At 65.4% G+C, this 18,151-nt stretch carries 13 protein-coding genes; 3 read left to right on the forward strand and 10 right to left on the reverse strand.

Features of this window, described 5'->3' with window-relative positions:
• Positions 1–58: 58 nt before the first annotated feature.
• The 5 genes from EHW12_RS05215 to EHW12_RS05235 all read right to left on the reverse strand — a co-directional run bounded on the left by EHW12_RS05215 (position 59) and on the right by EHW12_RS05235 (position 5,669).
• Positions 59–1,504: an aldehyde dehydrogenase gene (locus EHW12_RS05215; RefSeq protein WP_003945530.1), complete on the reverse strand. Its 1,446-nt coding sequence runs from the start codon at positions 1,502–1,504 to the stop codon at positions 59–61.
• A 4-nt stretch (positions 1,505–1,508) separates the two neighbouring features.
• Entirely contained in the window at positions 1,509–2,678 is a 1,170-nt protein-coding gene (locus EHW12_RS05220; protein ID WP_042452600.1) for a hypothetical protein, read from the reverse strand.
• 1 nt (position 2,679) lies between these two features.
• The gene (locus tag EHW12_RS05225; protein WP_099696988.1) at positions 2,680–3,873 is read right to left on the reverse strand and encodes a phosphotransferase family protein; all 1,194 of its coding nucleotides are present in this window, start codon (positions 3,871–3,873) and stop codon (positions 2,680–2,682) included.
• 133 nt (positions 3,874–4,006) lie between these two features.
• Entirely contained in the window at positions 4,007–4,894 is an 888-nt protein-coding gene (locus tag EHW12_RS05230; protein WP_076948595.1) for an ROK family protein, read from the reverse strand.
• A gap of 4 nt (positions 4,895–4,898) precedes the next feature.
• Positions 4,899–5,669: a class I SAM-dependent methyltransferase gene (locus EHW12_RS05235; protein WP_125050357.1), complete on the reverse strand. Its 771-nt coding sequence runs from the start codon at positions 5,667–5,669 to the stop codon at positions 4,899–4,901.
• A 173-nt stretch (positions 5,670–5,842) separates the two neighbouring features.
• Between EHW12_RS05235 and EHW12_RS05240 the strand changes: the two genes are divergently transcribed.
• Positions 5,843–7,057, forward strand: a complete 1,215-nt coding sequence (locus EHW12_RS05240; protein WP_007734528.1) for a glycosyltransferase family 4 protein — start codon at positions 5,843–5,845, stop codon at positions 7,055–7,057.
• Here the strand turns inward: EHW12_RS05240 and EHW12_RS05245 are convergent.
• Positions 7,004–8,743 carry a hypothetical protein gene (locus EHW12_RS05245; RefSeq protein ID WP_125050358.1) on the reverse strand — a complete coding sequence of 580 codons (1,740 nt, stop codon included), beginning with the start codon at positions 8,741–8,743 and terminating at the stop codon, positions 7,004–7,006. The genes EHW12_RS05240 and EHW12_RS05245 overlap by 54 nt on opposite strands.
• Before the next feature lie 33 nt (positions 8,744–8,776).
• Between EHW12_RS05245 and EHW12_RS05250 the strand changes: the two genes are divergently transcribed.
• On the forward strand, positions 8,777–10,003 hold the full coding sequence (locus tag EHW12_RS05250) for a polysaccharide biosynthesis protein (protein WP_125050359.1): 1,227 nt from the start codon (positions 8,777–8,779) through the stop codon (positions 10,001–10,003).
• Here the strand turns inward: EHW12_RS05250 and EHW12_RS05255 are convergent.
• Positions 9,984–10,940: an ABC transporter substrate-binding protein gene (locus EHW12_RS05255; protein ID WP_125050360.1), complete on the reverse strand. Its 957-nt coding sequence runs from the start codon at positions 10,938–10,940 to the stop codon at positions 9,984–9,986. The two genes, EHW12_RS05250 and EHW12_RS05255, sit on opposite strands and share 20 nt — an antisense overlap.
• A gap of 169 nt (positions 10,941–11,109) precedes the next feature.
• Entirely contained in the window at positions 11,110–12,243 is a 1,134-nt protein-coding gene (locus EHW12_RS05260; RefSeq protein ID WP_125050361.1) for a DUF3068 domain-containing protein, read from the reverse strand.
• Positions 12,244–12,459: 216 nt separating this feature from the next.
• Here EHW12_RS05260 and EHW12_RS05265 point away from each other — a divergent pair, with 216 nt between their 5' ends.
• Positions 12,460–13,662 (forward strand): acyltransferase, encoded by a 1,203-nt coding sequence (locus tag EHW12_RS05265; protein ID WP_241199107.1) that lies wholly within the window; start codon positions 12,460–12,462, stop codon positions 13,660–13,662.
• A gap of 982 nt (positions 13,663–14,644) precedes the next feature.
• Here EHW12_RS05265 and EHW12_RS05270 read toward each other — a convergent pair.
• Positions 14,645–17,929 carry a DUF3367 domain-containing protein gene (locus EHW12_RS05270; RefSeq protein WP_241199108.1) on the reverse strand — a complete coding sequence of 1,095 codons (3,285 nt, stop codon included), beginning with the start codon at positions 17,927–17,929 and terminating at the stop codon, positions 14,645–14,647.
• Entirely contained in the window at positions 17,910–18,083 is a 174-nt protein-coding gene (locus tag EHW12_RS05275; RefSeq protein ID WP_003945488.1) for a DUF2613 domain-containing protein, read from the reverse strand. The genes EHW12_RS05270 and EHW12_RS05275 overlap by 20 nt, the downstream gene beginning before the upstream one ends.
• Positions 18,084–18,151: the final 68 nt, after the last annotated feature.

Genomic DNA, 18,151 nt, shown 5'->3' on the forward strand with positions numbered 1-18,151 from the left:
TTCCGGCAGGTCGGAACGGGTGCCAACTGTCAGCAAAGGGTGCCAACTCCCGGGTGGGTCAGCCCACGTAGCCGGGCGGCATGAGTACGGACTTGGTCTCGCAGAAGGCTTCGAGGCCCTCAGGTCCGTTCTCGCGCCCGATACCGGAGTTCTTGTAACCACCGAACGGCGATCCGGGATCGAAGGCGTACCAGTTGATCGCGTAGGTACCCGTGCGGATCTGCGCAGCAACTTCGAGTCCGTGATCGATGTCGGTGGTCCACACCGATCCGGCGAGGCCGTAATCCGAATCGTTGGCGATCTTGATGGCCTCGTCCTCGGAGTCGTACGGAATCACCGAGAGAACGGGTCCGAAGATCTCCTCGCGTGCGATGGTCATCGAGTTGTCCACGTCGGCGAAGATGGTCGGCTCGACGTACCAGCCCTTGTCCAGGCCGGCGGGGCGTCCACCACCGAGTACGACGCGCGCGCCTTCTTCCTTACCCTTGGCGATGTAACCCTCGACGCGCTCGCGCTGCTTCTCGGAGATCAGCGGGCCGAGTTGTGCTGCGGGATCGGACGGATCGCCGACGGTCATGAAGCCTGCGGCGGTCTTCATTCCCTCGATGACCTCGTCGTAACGCGAACGGGGAGCGAGGATTCGGGTCTGAGCGACACAGGCCTGACCGGTGTTCATCAGGCCGGACATGACGAGCATCGGCATTCCGGCGGCGATGTCGGCGTCCTCGAGGATGATCGCGGCGGACTTGCCACCCAGTTCGAGGGAGCAGCGCTTGAGGTTCTGTGCGGCGATGGCACCGATCTTGCGGCCGACGGCACTGGATCCGGTGAACGTGATCTTGTCGATGCCCGCATGAGAGACCAGGTATTCGCCGGTCTCGGCTCCGCCGGGGAGCACGGAGATGACGCCTTCGGGAACGCCTGCCTCGGTGAAGATCTCGGCGATCACGTGGACGGAGAGAGGGGATTCGGGTGCGGGCTTGAGCAGTACGGTGCAGCCGGCGAGCAGTGCGGGGGCCAGCTTGTTGATCGCCAGGAACAGCGGGACGTTCCAGGCCAGCACGGCGGCGACGACGCCGACGGGCTCACGGGTCACCTTGGTCTGCCCGAAAGCGCCGGTGCGCTTCTCTTCCCACGCGAACTTGTCGGCCAGCTCGGCGTAGTAGCCCAGCGTCGCCATCGACGGGGTCTGCTGCATCATGCCGACCATGGCGGGCGGCTGGCCCATCTCGTTGGAGATGAGCTGGTTGATCTCCGCGCTGCGCTCTTCGATCAGCTTGGCGGCCTTGGCGAGGATCGCGCCGCGCTCGGCGGGGGTGGTGCGTGACCACGGTCCCTCGAACGCCGCGCGGGCTGCGGACACGGCCGCGTCGATGTCTGCCGGTGCTGCGATGGGACAGCTGCCGACGCGCTCCTCCGTTGCGGGAGAGAACACTTCGAGTACCTGGTCGGTGGCCGGGGCCACCCATGCTCCACCGATGTAGAGCTTGTCGTAGTCAGTCATCAATTCATTCCTCGGTGTTGTCGGTCGCCGCGAGGGCATACGCGTCGTCTGCCTGTGCGGTGTCGGTGAAACTGGTGAATCCGTATTTCTCGTGCGGTCCGATGGCGGCTACCTCGAAAAGACCGGTGCCGGTGTTGGTGTTCGTGCCTTCGGTGAGCGTGAAGGACGCGAGGTTGTCGACGGGGGAGAACATGCGTTGGAACGGTTCGATCTCGTGGACCTTGTGGCGGAGCCCTTGTACGACGAGTTCGCCCTGCCACATTCCGTGACGCCAGTCCTGTTCGAGCCCGTAGCCGGTGCCGATTCCGATGTAGTTGGCCAGCAGCAGTTCGCAGGCGACGGTGAGGACTTCACCGCCTGGCCGGTGGAAGGTGATGGTCGCTCCGGTGACGTCGCGGGTGTCGGGGCAGAACGTCAGCTCGTGTTCGGGCCGGCCGAGCCATTCGTTGTCCCTGGCTTCGTCCGGCCACACTCGCATGGCTTCTTCGACGATGCGCCTGCCCTGCTCGTCTTCCTGCATGATCACCGAGATCGTGAACTCGTCGAACTGCATGACCGCGTAGATCCAGAAGAAGTTCTGGATTCCGTCGACGGCGCGTCTGCCTTGCGGTTCGGCTTCACCGACCGGACGCACACCCCACGAGCGGTCGCGGTTACCTCGCCACGTCTTCGGGTCGATCGCGAAGTCCTCCCCGTCGACGGTGAGCGATCCGGTCCAGGTTCCGGTCTGCAGGAAGCGTGAGGTGTCGAACGTGACTCGTTCGAGTTGACGGCGAAAGTGCTTGGGCTCGAGCGCCGCCGGGATGGTGGCGTCGAAGGTGATGTCGAAGGAGAGATCGTATTCGCTGCCTGGTTCGAGGACGACGCGGAGCTTCTGCAGTCCTTCCAGCACTTCGATGCGCAAAGGTCCGACGGTGGTGTCGGTGCGGTCGGCGCCCAGAGCCTTCGACATACGAGCAACGATGTGGTCGTCACCGCGGCGCAGTACCGCGAAGGCGTCCATGACGCCGAGGTTGGGGTACTGGCCGAGTCCGACGATGAGGAACACGTCGGGGGATTCGGTGGGGTAGCAGTTGAAGTAGTAGCGGTCGTAGAAGTTTCGATCCGAGGTGGCTACGTGACGGATCGGTTCGGCGATCTGGTGAACGGGATAGTCGTCCATCGGTGAGAGCATGTCAGGCCAACCTCTCCCAGTAGGTACCGTCGAGCATCGCGGCGAGCGAAGCGCGGTGCATGATCATGTCGTCGGGGTCTTCGGGTCGCTGTGACTGGCCGAAAGCTATGGCGCGAGCCTGGATTCGCCACATGATGACCGCCTGACGCAGTGCGGCATAGGTAACGTAGAACTCCAGATCGTGTGGGGTGTGGCCGGTGATCTCGGCGTAGGTCTGCGCGAGATCCGGCAGTCGAAGGAAGTCGGGAAGACCGGGTAGGTTCGCCAGTCCGGCGATGTCCTCGAAGAACCTGTGCAGGAATGCCATCCAGCCCAGATCCATCTCCCGCGGGCCGAGAGTTGCCATTTCCCAGTCCAGTACGGCTACCGGCGCGAAGTCCTGGTACATGACGTTGCCGATGCGCGAGTCGCCCCAACAGAGCACTGCCGGCGAATCGTCCGCGGGATTGTTCTCCTCGATCCAGTCGAGGGCACGTTCGATGAGCGGTGATCTGATCCCGTCGGAGACCACCCACTCGTAGTACGCGCGCTGCTCGGCGATGTGCGCCGTGAATGCTTCTCGTGCAGTCGTTCCCGAATTCGGGAGTCGGAGGAAGTCGAAACGCTCACCAGGTTTGTCGATGGCATGCAACTGAGCCAGGACGTCGACCGAGCTGCGCTGCAGGGTCTTTCGCTGCTCGGGAGACGCTTCGGTGACCCACGATCCGAAGTTGTACGGCATGACGTCCGGTGGCACGTCGCCGGAGATGCGTTCCATCACGAAGAACGGCGCACCCAACGCGTCCGGGTCGGATTCCGACCAGTACACCGCGGGTACGGGCACTGCCGAGTGCTCGCGCACCTGAGCCATGGTGCGGAACTGGGATTCGAGGTCGTAGGCAGGAAAGACCGGCATGGTCGATTCCGTCGGCGCCACCCGAGCGACCAAGGGATGATGTTCGCCGTCCCAGGTGGCGTCGAAGAGGATGGTTTCGCTGGACATGCCGTTGGCTGCGGGCAAGGTGACGTCGGCGACGGTCACAGTGGATCCGCTCGGCACCTTGCCGGCCATCCACCGTTCCAGGCGCTCACGGAGGTCTTCGGTGTCGCGGAGGGAATCGCTTGGTCGGGCGACCTGGGCGTGATGCTCGGTTTCATCGGTCGAAGAAGCAGTCGAGGCAACGTCAGATGAGGAAGCGTCTGGGCTCACGGTCACCTCCTTCCCGTAGGCGTCACGTGCAATGCCCGTAACGGTGTGAGTCAGAACACTAAAACACGTTACAGAAATTGGGAACAGGTGGCACCCGTTTAGTGGGACTCCCTGCGGATTTATCGGGGAAGAACGCGTGTCAGATAACGGCGGTGAGCGCGAGCAAGCCCGCACCGGTCAGAGTTCCGGCGCCACCCAGCTCGGCGGGAACGATCCGGAGCCCGGCGACGAACGACAAACGGGCATGTCGGGCAGCCGCGTCGAGCATCGGTTCCCACAGCGGTGTACCCGACTGGGCGAAACCGCCGCCGATCACCGCGAGGTCCACGTCCAGGAGGGCAGCCGCCGAGGCGATGGCACCACCGAGCGCCGTGCCTGCACGGTGAAGCGCGTCCACGGCGATCGCGTCGCCGCTGCGTGCACCCTCGGCTAGTTCACGGCCGGTGTTCCCCGACCAGCCCTGGCTACGAGCCCATCGCACCGCGGACGGTCCACTTGCCACCGTCTCGAGGCAGCCGACGCCCCCGCAGCTGCACGGTTCGGCAGATCCTGGAACGACGATGTGGCCGATGTGACCGGCGTTCCCCGTGCGACCCCGAGCAATCTCACCGCCGAGAACGATTCCGCCGCCGATTCCCGTCGAGACGACCAGGCTCAGGAGGTTCGGGGTTCCGCGTCCGGCGCCGTGGTGGAACTCCGCCAATGCCGCTGCGGCTCCGTCCATTGCGAGGGCGGTTCCGGCATCGGGAAAGACGCTGCGGACGCCCGCTACGAGCTCGAATCCCTGTGCCCACTCGGTGATGTTGATGGGAGCGACGACGCCGGCGACGGTGTCCACCGGCCCGGCGCACGCGATGCCGACACCGTCGACCTCTCGGCCGTCTGCGACTCGTTCGAGCAGCGCCGCACACGCTCTCCACGGGTCGGTCTGCGGCGTCGGCACGCTGTCGAACACGGGAACGCGGCCGTCCTCGGACACGACCCCGGCAGCCATCTTGGTACCACCGATGTCGACTGCGAGGCGCATGTCGCTATCGCTTTTCGAGAACCACGACGAGGTTGCTCACCAGGAACTCCCGCAGACCGGGGACTCGGACCATCCACCACGCCCACGACGGGTGGTAGCGCGGGATCGCGGCGAGCAACGTGCCCTGGCTGGTTCCACGGGCCCAGCGTAAGCCGTCTGTGGCGCCGACTTTGAACAACGACACCCCGAATCTGTTCTTCGGTTCGCGCCCGGTCTTGCGTAGGTACCGCTTGGCTGCGTACTCGCCGCCCAGCGCGTGCCACGGTCCGGTTTCGTGGCCGCCGAACGGACCCCACCACAGGGTGTACGAGAGAACCATCAAGCCGCCGGGCTTGGTCACGCGCAGCATTTCCTCGGCCATCAGCCAGGGCTCGCTGACGTGTTCGGCCACGTTGGAGGAGAAGCAGATGTCCACGGACGAGTCCAGGAACGGCAGTGCCAAACCGGATCCACGCACCGCGCCGCCCACGGTCAGACCCGCAGCATGCATCTCCGACGGATCGGGTTCGACGGGAATGTAGCGGGCACCTGCGGCCTGGAAGACCTCCGCGAAATAGCCCGGACCGCCGCCCACGTCGAGGACGGTGAGACCGCCCAGGGATCGTCCGGTGTGACCTTCGTGCAGGTCCGAGATCAATTCGACGGAGTCGCGCGCGAGCGCGCCGTAGAAGATGTCGGGCGCGGACTGCTCGTGGCGGAAGTCGCTGAGCAGGCCGAACGAGCGTTTCAGGGTTGCCCGTCGGCCGAAAATGCGGGTCACTGCGGGCTTGGTCACGGGTAGCAACTTTAGCCACTGGGGCACCCGGTCCACGAACACCGTCAGGAGCGCGGCAATACGGACGCTCGAACAGTTAGGGTGTTCGGCAGGGTTACCGGCCGGTCAGGCGGGGCATCCCGCAGGATCGCCCGAACCGGGGTGGCCACCGACCAACTCAGGGAGTAACGCACGTGCGCGAGGTTCTGTTGCTCTGCTGGCGCGATACCGGGCATCCCCAGGGCGGTGGAAGCGAGCGTTACCTCGAGCAGGTCGGATCCCAGTTGGCCGAGCGCGGTATCAAGGTGACGCTGCGGACGGCGTCGTATCCCGGGGCGCCCGCGTCGGAGGTTCGAGACGGCATCACCATCAGCCGGGCCGGTGGACGTTTCAGCGTGTACCCCCGCGCTCTGGCCGCCATTGCCGCCGGACGTCTGGGTTTCGGATCGCTCAAGGGCATCCGCCCCGACGCGGTGATCGACACCCAGAACGGCATCCCCTTCTTCTCGAAGACCGTGGCGGGTGCACCGGTCACGCTTCTGGTCCATCACTGCCATCGCGAACAGTGGCCGGTGGCAGGCAAGCTCGTCGGCCGGATCGGCTGGTGGGTCGAATCGCGATTGTCACCGCGCACCCATCGACGTAGTCAGTATCTGACGGTGTCGCTTCCCTCAGCGGAAGAATTGGTGGACCTCGGTGTCGAGCGCGAACGAATTGCCGTGGTGCGTAACGGTGCCGATCGGCTCCCCGTCGGCGTCGACGCGGGCGGATCGATCACCAGGGCCGAGCGTCCCACCATCTCGGTTCTCTCACGGCTGGTGCCGCACAAGCAGATCGAGGACGCACTCGAAGCGGTCGCAGCCCTGCGGCCGACGCTTCCGGACATCCATCTCGACGTCATCGGTGGTGGTTGGTGGGAGCAGAACCTGCGCGATCGCGCCGCCGAGTTGGGGATCGGTGACGCCGTCTCGTTCTACGGCCACGTCGACGAGGCTCGTAAACACGAACTGCTGGCGCAGTCGTGGATCCACCTCATGCCTTCGCGGAAGGAAGGGTGGGGCCTGGCGGTCATCGAGGCTGCGCAGCACGGTGTTCCGACGATCGGTTACCGCAGTTCGAAGGGTCTGACCGACTCGATCGTCGACGGAGTGACGGGCCTTCTGGTCGGGGGCGAGAACGCCGGCGACGGCGACATCGCCGATCTGACGCAGGCTGCCGGCACTCTGCTCCGCGACCACGAACTTCGCATGGTGCTCGGTGAGAAAGCTCGCGTGTGGTCCGGTGAGTTCTCCTGGGAGCAGACCGGCACCGGAGTGCTCGAGGTGCTGACCGCGCACAAGGACGGTCGGTGGGTCTCAGGACTGGCCGCGCCGCGCGAGTCGAATTCGGTTCTGGTTCAGTCCGACTGAGATCAGCGCGATCGCACCCATCAGTACCCACGCGAGATGCGCAACTACGACGGCAGTTCGGGCACCGGTCGACGCTTCCTGCGTGGCAATGTCTCCCGGTACTCGGAATAGCGCGAGATCGTCGTCGGCGAAGACCTGTTCCAAGCCGTCGAGCGTGGTTGCCGAGTTGCCGAGTTGACCTGGTGTCCCGCGCTCGATCAGTACCCATCCGACTCCGAGATCGGCCAACTGCGTAGGACTTCCGCCGGCCAGCAGTAGGTCCTCGACCCGAGTTGCCCGAGTTCCCTCGCCGCCGACCGCACCACCGGCAACCACCAGTTGGCCGGTCTGCAGAACGTCGAGGGGCAGGAAGCGTGGTGCAGGGTCGAGTACCGGCGCATCACCGCTGTAGGGGAACGCGCGGAACATTCCGGCGGGAAGCACTGCAACGTCACCGGTTTCGTCTCGCAGTTGCTCGGTCACCACGGTCCAGGAACCGGGGTAGTGCACGGGCTTCAACGCGCCGCCGACACCCCACACCAGATCCGGCAGTGCCACGATCGTCACCACGACGGCGGCAACCGAGAATGCCGGGCGGGGGAGGGAGAACCGATTGCCTGCCCACATCACCGCGGCGGCCGCAGCAAGTGCGTAGAACGGGACGGCCAGCGCGACCCACTTCTGCGCGTCACGCAGTAGACCGGCGCCGGTGAACACCTCGACCGACCATCGGCCGGCGTCGAGACCCCACGGGGTAGCGCCCATGGTCGGAGCCAGCACCGCGAACAGGGCGAGTAGTCCGAGTCCACTGACAACAGGATTCCGGCGTCGGCGCCACAGAGCGGGCATACCGGCGAACACGACGACGAGCAGAAGAACCGTTCCCACCAATGCGAAGAGTGTTGTGCGCGTAGACGGTACCGCTGCCGAGTTCCAGATACCGCCGAGACCGGCGAGGCTGCCCAGCGTCGCGAGTCCCGGTTCTGCTCGGGCGGCAAAGGCGGCAACTCCCGCCGGATCGGAACCGTCGCCTGCTGCTCCGGATACGAAGGTGGCGACCAACCACGGCGAGGCGGCGACGAGGAACAGCCCGATAGTGCCGCAGACACGCCGCATGGCCGAGGTTCGGCCTCCTGGGGTGGCTACCACCACCAGCGCGGCCGTCAGAGCGAGCAGAGCGCCGGTAGGTGTCAGGCCCGCGAATGCCAGTGACGCGGCCGACGCCCACCAGGACCCGGGCGTGGCTCGGCGAACTCCGATTCCGGCACACACGATCCACGGCAGTGCGGCATATCCGGTCAGCAGGCTCCAATGTCCTTGCAACAGGCGCTCGGCCACGTAGGGGTTCCAGAGCATCACTGTCGACGCGACGAGTTGTGGACCGACACCGGCCGTCGGCAGCAGGACGGCGACCATGCGTGCCGCACCCCAACCGGCGAGCCAGAGCGCCACGAGCAGGATGAACTTGACCACCAGTCCGCCGTCGATCACGGTGCTCAACGCTGCGATCAGCGCGTCCTGGGGAACGGCGCGGGCCGCGGCATCGGTGAGTCCGAGAGCGGAGTCGGTCAGGTACGAGCGCGGCGTGCTGACGGCGTCGCGCAGCAGGAGGTAGCCGGGGCCGAGCAGCGGTCCGAGGATCAACAGTGCCAGCGCCAGGCTGTACGCCGCAGGCAGGTAACGGCGGTATCCGGCTTGCACTGTCATGACGCGCACGATACGTGGTGCATCATTACTGCCATGCCTCGCCAACCACTCGATCGCGCCGCCGCGGCCGGGGTCGGCATGGTTTTGGTGGGATCGATGACGGCCAATGTCGCGTCGTACCTGTTGGCATGGTTGGCCAGCCGATGGTTGGGGCCGGTCGGCTACGGCGAGTTCGCGAGTCTGCTTGCCGCCCAGTTGGTGCTTGCGGTTCCGGCATTGGCGTTGCAGACGGTGGTCGCCCGCGAGGCAGTGCGTGGCAAGAGCACAGATGCGTTGCGGTCGTTGGGGTATCGATGCACCGCGATCGTCGCCGTCCTCGCGGTGGCGCTCACTCCGGCGATGGCGTGGCTGCTGGACACCGGAATCGTGGCGTCGTTCTCGGCATTGGTGACTGCGCCCATGTTGGTTCTGCTGGCCACGGAGCAGGGGTTGTTGCAAGGACACGGTCGATTCGGCACTCTCAGCGCCGTACTGGCAGGGGCCGGGGTGATGAAAGTCCTTCCGGCAGTGATCGTTCTGGCTTTCGGCGGCGGAGCAGGCGCGGCATTGGTCGCGGGCGCGGCCGGAACTGCGTTGCTGGTGGCGATAGTTCGAGTGGTCGACCGAACCGTCTCGGTGAGCGAGGACCGTCCGGTGCGTATCGGCGTCGTCTCCGTGCTCGCGGCGTCTCAGGTTCAGCTCGCGCTGATCGCGTTGTCTTCGCTGGACCTGCTGATCGTCCGTGTCGGCCTCAGTGAGTACGACGCCGGTGTCTACGCACTCGGCGCCGTCGCGACGAAGGTGGCGTTCTGGCTGCCACAGGCAGTGGGCGTCGTGCTGTACCCGAAGATGGCGAATCCGGCGCACTCGGCGCAAGCGGTTCGCTCGGCGTTGGCGGTGCTCGTCGGTATCGGCGCCGTGTTGGTTCTGGGGGCGGCGGTTGCCGGCCCGCTGGTGCCGATGCTCGTGGGCGACGCGTACGCCGCCGTGGCTCCGATGCTGTGGGCCTTCGCCCTGCACGGTGCAGCGCTGGCGGTACTCCAGGGTGCTTTGCTGTCCGCAATCGCGTCAGAACGCACGCGAGTGGCCCTTCTGGCGTGGGCAGGACTGGTTGTGGAGGCGACGGTGATGCTGGTGTGGGCGAAGACGCCGGGAGAGTTGATCGGCGTCGCCGTGGTGGTTGCGTCGACGACGGCCTTGGCGGTGTCCGTCGCCGCAGTGCGAAGTGCCGACCGCGCCCGGCCGGCACCTCACAGCGACGTCAGTTCTCCAGACGCGTGAACAGATCGTCGAAGTAGTCGAGCGTACGCATCGCGGTGTAGACGGATCCGTAGTTGATGTTCCCGCCCGTGTAGACGACGTTGTCGCCTTGTACTGCGCGGATACGGTTCCACATCGCGCGGTCGTCGGTGACGGGATCCACGCCGGGCGCGGTGGTGACGATCATTCCGTCGGCCGAGTCGAGGGAAGTCACCAGGTTTTCGGTAGAGATCTCCTTCTGTCCCTCGACCGGCCACTGGAGCTGGACGCCGAGGTCTTCGGCCACCTGTGTGGAGATGCCCTTGCGGTTGACGCCGTTGACCTTCTGATTCACGTAGTTCAGCAGCACGATCCGCTTGCTCGCCAAGCTCGGGGCGTGGCGTTCCTTCAATCCGGCTGCCTTGTCCTCGTACGCTCCGATGACCTGACGGACGTCGGGGTTCTCGGTGCGATTCAGCCAACTCGCCAGCTGATCGATGTTCTCGCGCCACGGACGCGTGAAGTCCATCGGAAGCACAGGCGCTGTCTGGCTCAACTGCTGTAGCGGCCACATGTCGGAGGCCTCACCGATGTCGGTGCAGATGATCAGGTCCGGTTCCAGCGCGAGAATTGCCTCGACGTTGACCGGTGCCTCGAACACCTGTGCCGTGGGATCGGCCGGAACCCACGGCTCGGCGGCGTCGAAGCTGTACGCGATGACCGGCAGGCCCATCGCAACGGCTGGTTCGAGGTCGAGTCTGGAGTCGATGGTGACGACGCGTTTCGGTGTCACCGGAATGTCGTAGGTTCCGAGCGAGGTCGTGACCGTGCGCATCCCGGCCGAATCGCCCTCGGTACCGGCGGACCTCGCGCAACCGGCGGCGAACAGCCCGGAGAATGCAGCCGTGCCGACAACAAATCTCCGTCGCGTCAGATCGCTGACACAGATGTGCGAACCCAGAACTGTTGATGCGGGCATGTGGCTCCTCGTGTTCGGGGTGGTCTGGACTTCCAGAAAACGCTAAGCCCGCAACCACGCGGAGGGAACGACCCGTTGCGCCAATCCGTACGCCGATCCGGCAACAAAGCCCCGAAAGGCAGCAGAGCGCCCCTTCCGTGTGGAAGGGGCGCTCTGCTTACTGTCTGAATCAGTCCTTGCGCAGATCCGGACGCGGAATCACCTGAGTGTCGTCCGAGGTCCAGTCGTGCTCACCCGGAGCCGGCTCGGGCGAGCCCTGGCCGCTGGGATTCTGGTTCGTTCCGCCGTGTGCAGCGCGGGCCGGAGTTCCGCTCTTGCCGCCGCGAATGCCGAGGAAGATACCGGCGATCAGCGCGATGACACCGAGGACACCTGCCACGATCGGGACTGTGCGGCCGAACAGCGAGAGCTTGTCCATGCCGTCACGTGCCTGCTGGACCTGGTACTCGATGGTTGCTTCGTCGAAGGGCAGCGTGACCTTGAGAACCTCGACGTCGACGGCATCCTTGTTGCGTCCGTAGTACTGGTGCAACTGCTCCTGGCCCTTGACGACGACACCGGTCTTGGGCTCGACCCACAGGTCACGGACGTTGGTGTACCAACGCGTCATCGTGATCGGGGTAGCGCCACCGGGAACGCCCCAGGTGTCGGCGGGCAGGCTCAGCTTGTTGGTGGGGGAGTTGACGACCTTCGACAGGTCGACGGGATCGATCGTCTGCTGGAAGTGGTACACCTTCAGACCGTTGATCTCGGTCTCTTCGACGAAGTCGATGTCCTTCGTGGCGCGAGCGTTCAGGTCGAAGTAGGGGTAGCTCTTCTGTTCCGTGTTGAACGGGAACTTGTACTGCAGACCGTCGCGGGAAACTTCTTCGGCGGGCTGGTCGCTGGACGTCTGGACGGTTCCGACCGGATCGTTGGTCGGCATCGAGCTGACGCGATCGAGCGTGACGCGGTCCAGGGTTGCGGTCAGCAGTCCGGTGTCGCCCTGCTTGTCGGTACGACGGACGGTCTGGCCGGCTTCGACGGTGATGATGTCGGCGTCGGACGGGTCCTGCGTGGTGACGTAGCGCTGAGCGACGATCGGCACGTTGTTGTCGACCTGCGCCTTACCGGCGAGGAGGGCCGCCGAGTTGAGGACGCTACCGGTGCCTGTGGCGACGGTGGTCACCTCGAGGTCGAGTGGCGTCTTCTCCAGCTTGCCTACCGTGTAGGTAGGAATGAGGATGGCGATGGCCAAAAGGAAGGCACCGAGGCCCACCAGAATGCAAGGAAGTATCCGGCTCGGCCCTGAGCGTTCCGCCATGCTGTGACTCCTAACCCGTTAAGTCTTTCGAGGTTCCCCAACCGGCACAATATGAGCTGCGCAGATCGCATGGGGCCCCCGATGGACACCATGTGTGGCAGAACACTAACAGTCCACCGGCCCGGTTTGTCGCATGAGGGCATGAATTGGCCAGGCATTTTGTTGTGAGTCCCTGGTGGTTTCCCTCAATCGGCCTGGGGTGCACACTTATCCGTGATGATCAGTTCCACGAATTCCCCTCAGACGGTCCCGCCACAGGCTCGGGGCTTCGTTCCGGCTTTGGACGGTATGCGTGGATTGGCGGCGCTCGGTGTCCTCGTCACCCATGTCGCGTTCCAAACCGGTGAAGCGCAGTCCGGCGCGATCGGGCGCGCGTTCGGTCGACTCGATCTCGCCGTAGCGGTGTTCTTTGCCTTGTCCGGATTTCTCCTGTGGCGCCCCCACGCGGCAAAGGCCCGCGGAATCGGGCAACCGCAGCCGACGGTCCGATATTGGATCTCCCGTGCAACGCGAATCCTGCCGGCGTACTGGGTGGCGGTGGTGCTGATCCTGCTGTTCCTGCCCGGAGCCGGGGGGGGCTACCAGGTATGGCTGGCGAATCTCGGGTTGGCGCAGGTGTTCGTGCCGTTGACACTCACCGAGGGCCTCACGCAGATGTGGAGCCTGTCGGTCGAGGTTGCGTTCTATGTACTACTGCCGCTGTTCGCGTATCTGATGGTGCGACTACGCGGAAACTCGGCCCGGTTCCGGCTACCGCTTCTGCTCGGGGTGTCGGTGTTGGCGCTGACGTGGGCTTTCATTCCGATCCCGACTCCGGACGCCATTCACCACGACAACTGGCTGCCGGGCTACCTGCCGTGGTTCGGCGCAGGCATGGTGCTGGCCGAGCTGGCCGTGGGCCCGTCGACGTGGGTGCATCGCCTCGCGCACCGTCGGGTACTCCTGACCCTCATTGCCCTTATCGCCTTCGTTCTCTCGTGCACTGATCTGGCCGGGCCCGAAGGTCTGGTGCGGCCGGAGCCGTGGCAGTACGCGATCAAGATTGCACTCGGTGCGATCATCAGCTTCTCGTTGATCGCACCACTGGTTCTGCGCGATCAATCGCAGCATCGATTCCTGGCGAGCCCGCTGGCGCTGGCAATCGGACGCTGGTCCTACGGCCTGTTCATCTGGCACCTGGCCGTATTGAACGCTGTGTTCCCCGTGTTCGGCATAGTTCCGTTCTCGGGCAGCTTCTTCTACGTCCTGGCCCTGACGGTCGTCCTGAGCGTCGCTGTGGCCTCGGCCAGTTACGCCTTGGTGGAGGAACCGGCGCGCGTCGCGGTGACGCGCTGGGAGAAGCGTCGCCACATCGGTGAACCGGCAAAGGGCAACGCGGCCAACCCGGTCACGACCAAGGCCACCAACATCGAGAACTGAATCGCGAACGAGTCGCCCACATAGCCGCCCGGTGCCCGCCACGGTCCGGTCGAGAGCAGCGTGATGCCGATCATCGCGGCTACGCCGGCAGTGCCGACCAGAATGCGTGCGGTCCGAGCGGGGCCGAAGATTCGCAGCGCGGCAAGTCCGAGGATCGAGCACACAACTGCGATCGCCGCTCCCACTCCGCCGCCGATGACGGTGGCCGCCGCGAGCACGCCGACCCATCCTGCCGCGACGCTGCGCCACGGACGGGGTGGTGTGAGGGACTTGGGCTCTCGGCGCGTAGGGACAAGTGCCGCGAACAGCAGCGGGATCAGCAACACGAGCCCGCCGAATATGCCGAGGCGGTACCAACGGTCGCTGGGGAAGTCGATGGTGACGGTTCCCGCGGTGCCTGCCGGCACGATCCAGCCCTGCTGCCAACCGTTCACGACCACCGGCGTCAGCTCGGAACCGTCCGGCGCCGTGGCGATCCAACCGATGCTGGTGCTCTCGGGATTGACGATCAGCTGATCGGCGGACGAGTTCGTGACGGTGAGTTCGCGGTGATTCGCCGTCCACGCGGTCGATTCGAGCGGTGTATTCCGCTGCGCGGCTGAACGACCGACCGCCGTCAGGTCGAGATTGTCGACCGAGAATGCGGGGCCTGGTTCGACGACCACTTCGGGCTGGCCCGCCGGCAACGTCGCCGACGCGTCCAGACCGCACACACGTGCCTCGACGGGTGCGCCGGTCCGGAGTTGCGTCGCCGTCGCCGTGATCGAGGTGGGGAATTGCTGTCCGGCAACCGAAATGGTCGGGCCATCGCCACAGGTGACGGTGACGGTGCGGTTGTCGAGTGCGTTCGTGTCCTGTACTCCGGAATCGGCGATCGGGGTTCCGTCGGCCCCGATGACACCGACCTCGGCGAGGCCGGTGGGCTGCGCCTGGGCGAAGCCGAGTGCCGTCTGATCGAGGACCGGTTCCCAATCGGTGATGCTCAGGACGATCTTGTCGGTGACGAAGGGGAGAGGGTAACTCGACTGGTTCGAGGCGTGTCGTTCGAGGGTTCGGGCAGCTCTCGAACCTGCGGCCCGTTGCCGAGGTTCACCGCGACACTGGTCGGCAGCGACGGCAGGGTGCCGAGTCCCCGCGTGATGTCCAGGCCGGTGACCAGGGTGGGCTCGGGAAGATTGAGAGTCAGCGTCGGTTTCGGGCCGCCCGGTTCGGTGGTGCGCTGCGGGGCCGACCACGTGGTGCGTGCGTCGCCGTCGGTGACGGCGAAGGCAGATCCGCGAGTGTCGCCGATGTCGCTCGAACCCGAAGCCGTGATTCGGCCGGGGACGGAAAGGAGGTCTTCGAGGGCGTTGCCCTGACGCGCTCGGACGGTCAGTGTCGGTGCAACGACTGTGTTTTCGGGCACCGTGAGTGTGCGCTGGAAACGGCTCGGCTCTTCGGGTATCGCCATGAATGCATTGCTGCACCGCACGCGGTCGGTCGAGTCCGCGCACGCGTTGCGACCGGGGAACTCCTGGCTCAGATTCCAGGCGTTCACGGATGCGCCCGTCGGCGTACTCGGCAGGACCGTGTCGAAACGGATCGGTACGGTCTTCGGCGCGCTGCGATCGGAGAAGTCTTCGACGGAGAGTTCGCTGATGCCGAACTGTGTTCCAGGTGAACCATTTTCGGTGTGAGTCGCCGTGATGCGTACCCACGGCGTATTGCCGCCCGGGATCGAGACGGTGATGGGCTCGCCCGGACGCTCCACCTTCACCGCCGTGCTGCCGTTCGGTGTCGAGACCTCGAGCCATTTGACGGGAGCACCGATTGCCGCGGCACTGGTTGTCAGATGAAGCAACCCACTGGAAATCGGTGTGTCGAAGTCGATCTGCAACCACTGACCCAGGGCTCGTTCGATGCCGTTGCTGAACCAGCCGGTGGCCGGATCGCCGTCGACCGTCGACGCGGGACTGCTCGACGGTGAAGTGCCGCCCAGCTGGGTGGCATCCGAGGCGGCGCTGGAAACGGTGATCGAAGCTCCGCTCCAACGGCCTTCCACGAGAGGCGTGTTCGCAACCGGGTAGTCGGGCACCAGATTGTAGGTACGACGAGCGTCGTCGGGGGTGCGCAGGGCGGAACTGTGGTTGTCGACCTGACCGAAATCGGTTTCCCGATCGCGCGGTGTGTCGGTGACGGTGACCGAATCGACGGGCAGTCCAGCAGCTTCGGCGTCGGCGGCAAGAATCATCGGCCCGGTCCCCGGAACCAGCCCGCTTTCGTGAAGTCGCACAGACGATTCCGGCCCACCTTGTACGCGCGGAACCTGGTTCAGGTCGACGGAGTACGGGCCGCTGACCGCCGTGGTGCCGTCGGTCGGGGTGACCTCGAAGATCTCGATGGCTGGGTAACCGGGCCGCAGATCGCTGTCCGCGACCAGCCCTTCGATCGGTTCGGGGCTGTCGTCTTCACCGAAGTGGGCGACTCGCTTGATCCCCGGCGAGCCTTCGACCGCCTGGTGCACGAGTATCGGCCTGGCCGAGCGCGACGTTTCGCCGTCGAGGTCGTTGCGCATCACCAGGTAGTGGATGCCCTGCCCCAGCAAGGTCTGTGCGAGGCCGTCCGACGGACGTCCGTCGGCGATGAGACGTTGCACCGAATCGAGCGCTCGGATGGCGCCGGGAGGGGTCAGCGGGACCGAGTCACGCACCGCCCACGGCGTACTCGCCAACGCCTGAAGCGGTTCGTCGCGCGTCAGACCCCAGACTTGGCTGCCGAAGGGCGCTCCCGGGACGACCAGGGCACGTTCGGCTTCCGATCCGGGGGAGGTGTTGTCCTCGAGCCACTGCGCTGCTTCGTTCCAGTACGAGGGGACGTCCGGATACGCACCGCGGGGAGCGAGCTTTCCCGTCCAGGCCAAGGCGGTCGAAAGGGTGAGGGCAACGAGGATCAGGCTGGTCAGTGCGACCATCGGTTCGCGCTCGGGATGGGCGAACGCACGCCGCCATCGGGCGAGTGGAACCGATCCCGGCAGCGGCACTTTGGCCAGCAGGTGTGCGAGTCCGAGCACCAGCGGCAGACGGACCAACGGCTCGAGCTTGTGGACGTTGCGCAGCGGCGCGCCTGCCGAGTCGAGGAACAGGCGCACCGACTCCGACACCGGCGAGCTGAGTTCACCCACGTAACCCGCGGCCAGGCCGGTGATACCGACGAACAGGATGAGCGTCAGCCGGCCGCGAGCAGGCATGGACCGCATACAGAGCCCGGCGAGGCCGGCGGCGGCAACCAGGCCGGTGGCGACGACTGCTGCGGGTTGGGTGACCAGGACGGCGCCGGCAATGCGTTCGGGAGAGACGAACGGGGTCCAACTGTCCGTGCCGCGAAGTATCTCGGCGAGCGATGCCCACTGAGTGGTGACACCGGCGGACTCGATGTAGTCGAGAAACGGTGGGCTGATCTTGCCGAGCAGCAGGAGCGGCACGATCCACCAGAGGGTGCCGAGAGCGACGAACAGGGCCCACCAGGCGGTGAACGTCAGCCATGTTCGGTTGGGTTTGTGCGAGAGCCACCAGATGATCGCGACCAGGCAGGCCGCGGCGGTGGCGACGGCGTTGATCGAACCCATGAGTGCGACGGCAAGCGCGGATTGTGCGGCCAACCGCCTCAACCCCCGTGAGCGGTTAGGGAGTCCAGGGACTCCTTTTCCACGCACAGGGCCGAAGGCCAAAACCACCGGCAACAACACCCACGGCGCCAACATCATCGGCAGGGTTTCCGAGGAAATCGAACCGAGAGTGGTCAGCACGCGGGGAGAAAGAACAAAGGCAACCGCTGCGATGACGCGCGAACTACGGCTGCCGATTCCGAGAGCCTCGGCAACGCGGATGATGCCCCAGAAACCCGCGATCACAAGCAGCGCCCACCAGATGCGCTGGGTGACCCACGGCGGAACGTTCGCCAACTCGCCGAGCGCGAAGAACGGCCCGTGCGGAAAGAAATATCCGTAGGCCTGGTTCTGAACCTGGCCGAGCGGGGCCTGACTACTCCACTGATGCGAGGCGCGTTCGAGAAAACCGAACGGATTCTGCGTCAGGTCGTACTTGGTGTCAGCGGTGATCAGACCCGGCGATTGCAGAAAAGTGAGAAGAAACGCTACGACGGAGGCGCCGAACAGCCACCGCTTCGACAGGGGCTCTGCCGACGGGGCGGTGTCTACCGAAGACACCGCTGCGTCGGCGGAAGAACGGGAACTCGCGAGGCCTGCGCTCTCAGCGGCTGCCGTACTCAACCTGGTTCAGCACGGAAGAATCTGCGTTTCCGCTGCGGTCGATCTCGGGACGAGTGTTGTCCGACGCGGCGGCCGTGACACCGAAGATGACGCCGGCACCCAGAACGGCACCGATGACAGCGCTGGCCACACCGGGGACAAGGAACTTCGTCATCGCGGATCTCCCAATTGGTCGTTAGTCGGTCGTTCGCGGTCGGACGGACTTACCGGCCCGTACGAACT

The sequence above is a fragment of the Rhodococcus sp. NJ-530 genome (assembly GCF_003860625.1).
In the GTDB taxonomy this organism is placed as follows: Bacteria; Actinomycetota; Actinomycetes; order Mycobacteriales; family Mycobacteriaceae; genus Rhodococcus_F; species Rhodococcus_F qingshengii.

Excerpts from the sequence above, each read along its gene's own strand:
- EHW12_RS05215 (WP_003945530.1), bottom strand. The coding sequence starts at position 1,504 with ATGACTGACTACGACAAGCTCTACATCGGTGGAGCATGGGTGGCCCCG.
- EHW12_RS05220 (WP_042452600.1), bottom strand. The coding sequence starts at position 2,678 with ATGCTCTCACCGATGGACGACTATCCCGTTCACCAGATCGCCGAACCG.
- EHW12_RS05230 (WP_076948595.1), bottom strand. The coding sequence starts at position 4,894 with ATGCGCCTCGCAGTCGACATCGGTGGTACCAAGATGGCTGCCGGGGTC.
- EHW12_RS05245 (WP_125050358.1), bottom strand. The coding sequence starts at position 8,743 with ATGACAGTGCAAGCCGGATACCGCCGTTACCTGCCTGCGGCGTACAGC.
- EHW12_RS05250 (WP_125050359.1), top strand. The coding sequence starts at position 8,777 with ATGCCTCGCCAACCACTCGATCGCGCCGCCGCGGCCGGGGTCGGCATG.
- EHW12_RS05255 (WP_125050360.1), bottom strand. The coding sequence starts at position 10,940 with ATGCCCGCATCAACAGTTCTGGGTTCGCACATCTGTGTCAGCGATCTG.
- EHW12_RS05260 (WP_125050361.1), bottom strand. The coding sequence starts at position 12,243 with ATGGCGGAACGCTCAGGGCCGAGCCGGATACTTCCTTGCATTCTGGTG.
- EHW12_RS05265 (WP_241199107.1), top strand. The coding sequence starts at position 12,460 with ATGATCAGTTCCACGAATTCCCCTCAGACGGTCCCGCCACAGGCTCGG.
- EHW12_RS05275 (WP_003945488.1), bottom strand. The coding sequence starts at position 18,083 with ATGACGAAGTTCCTTGTCCCCGGTGTGGCCAGCGCTGTCATCGGTGCC.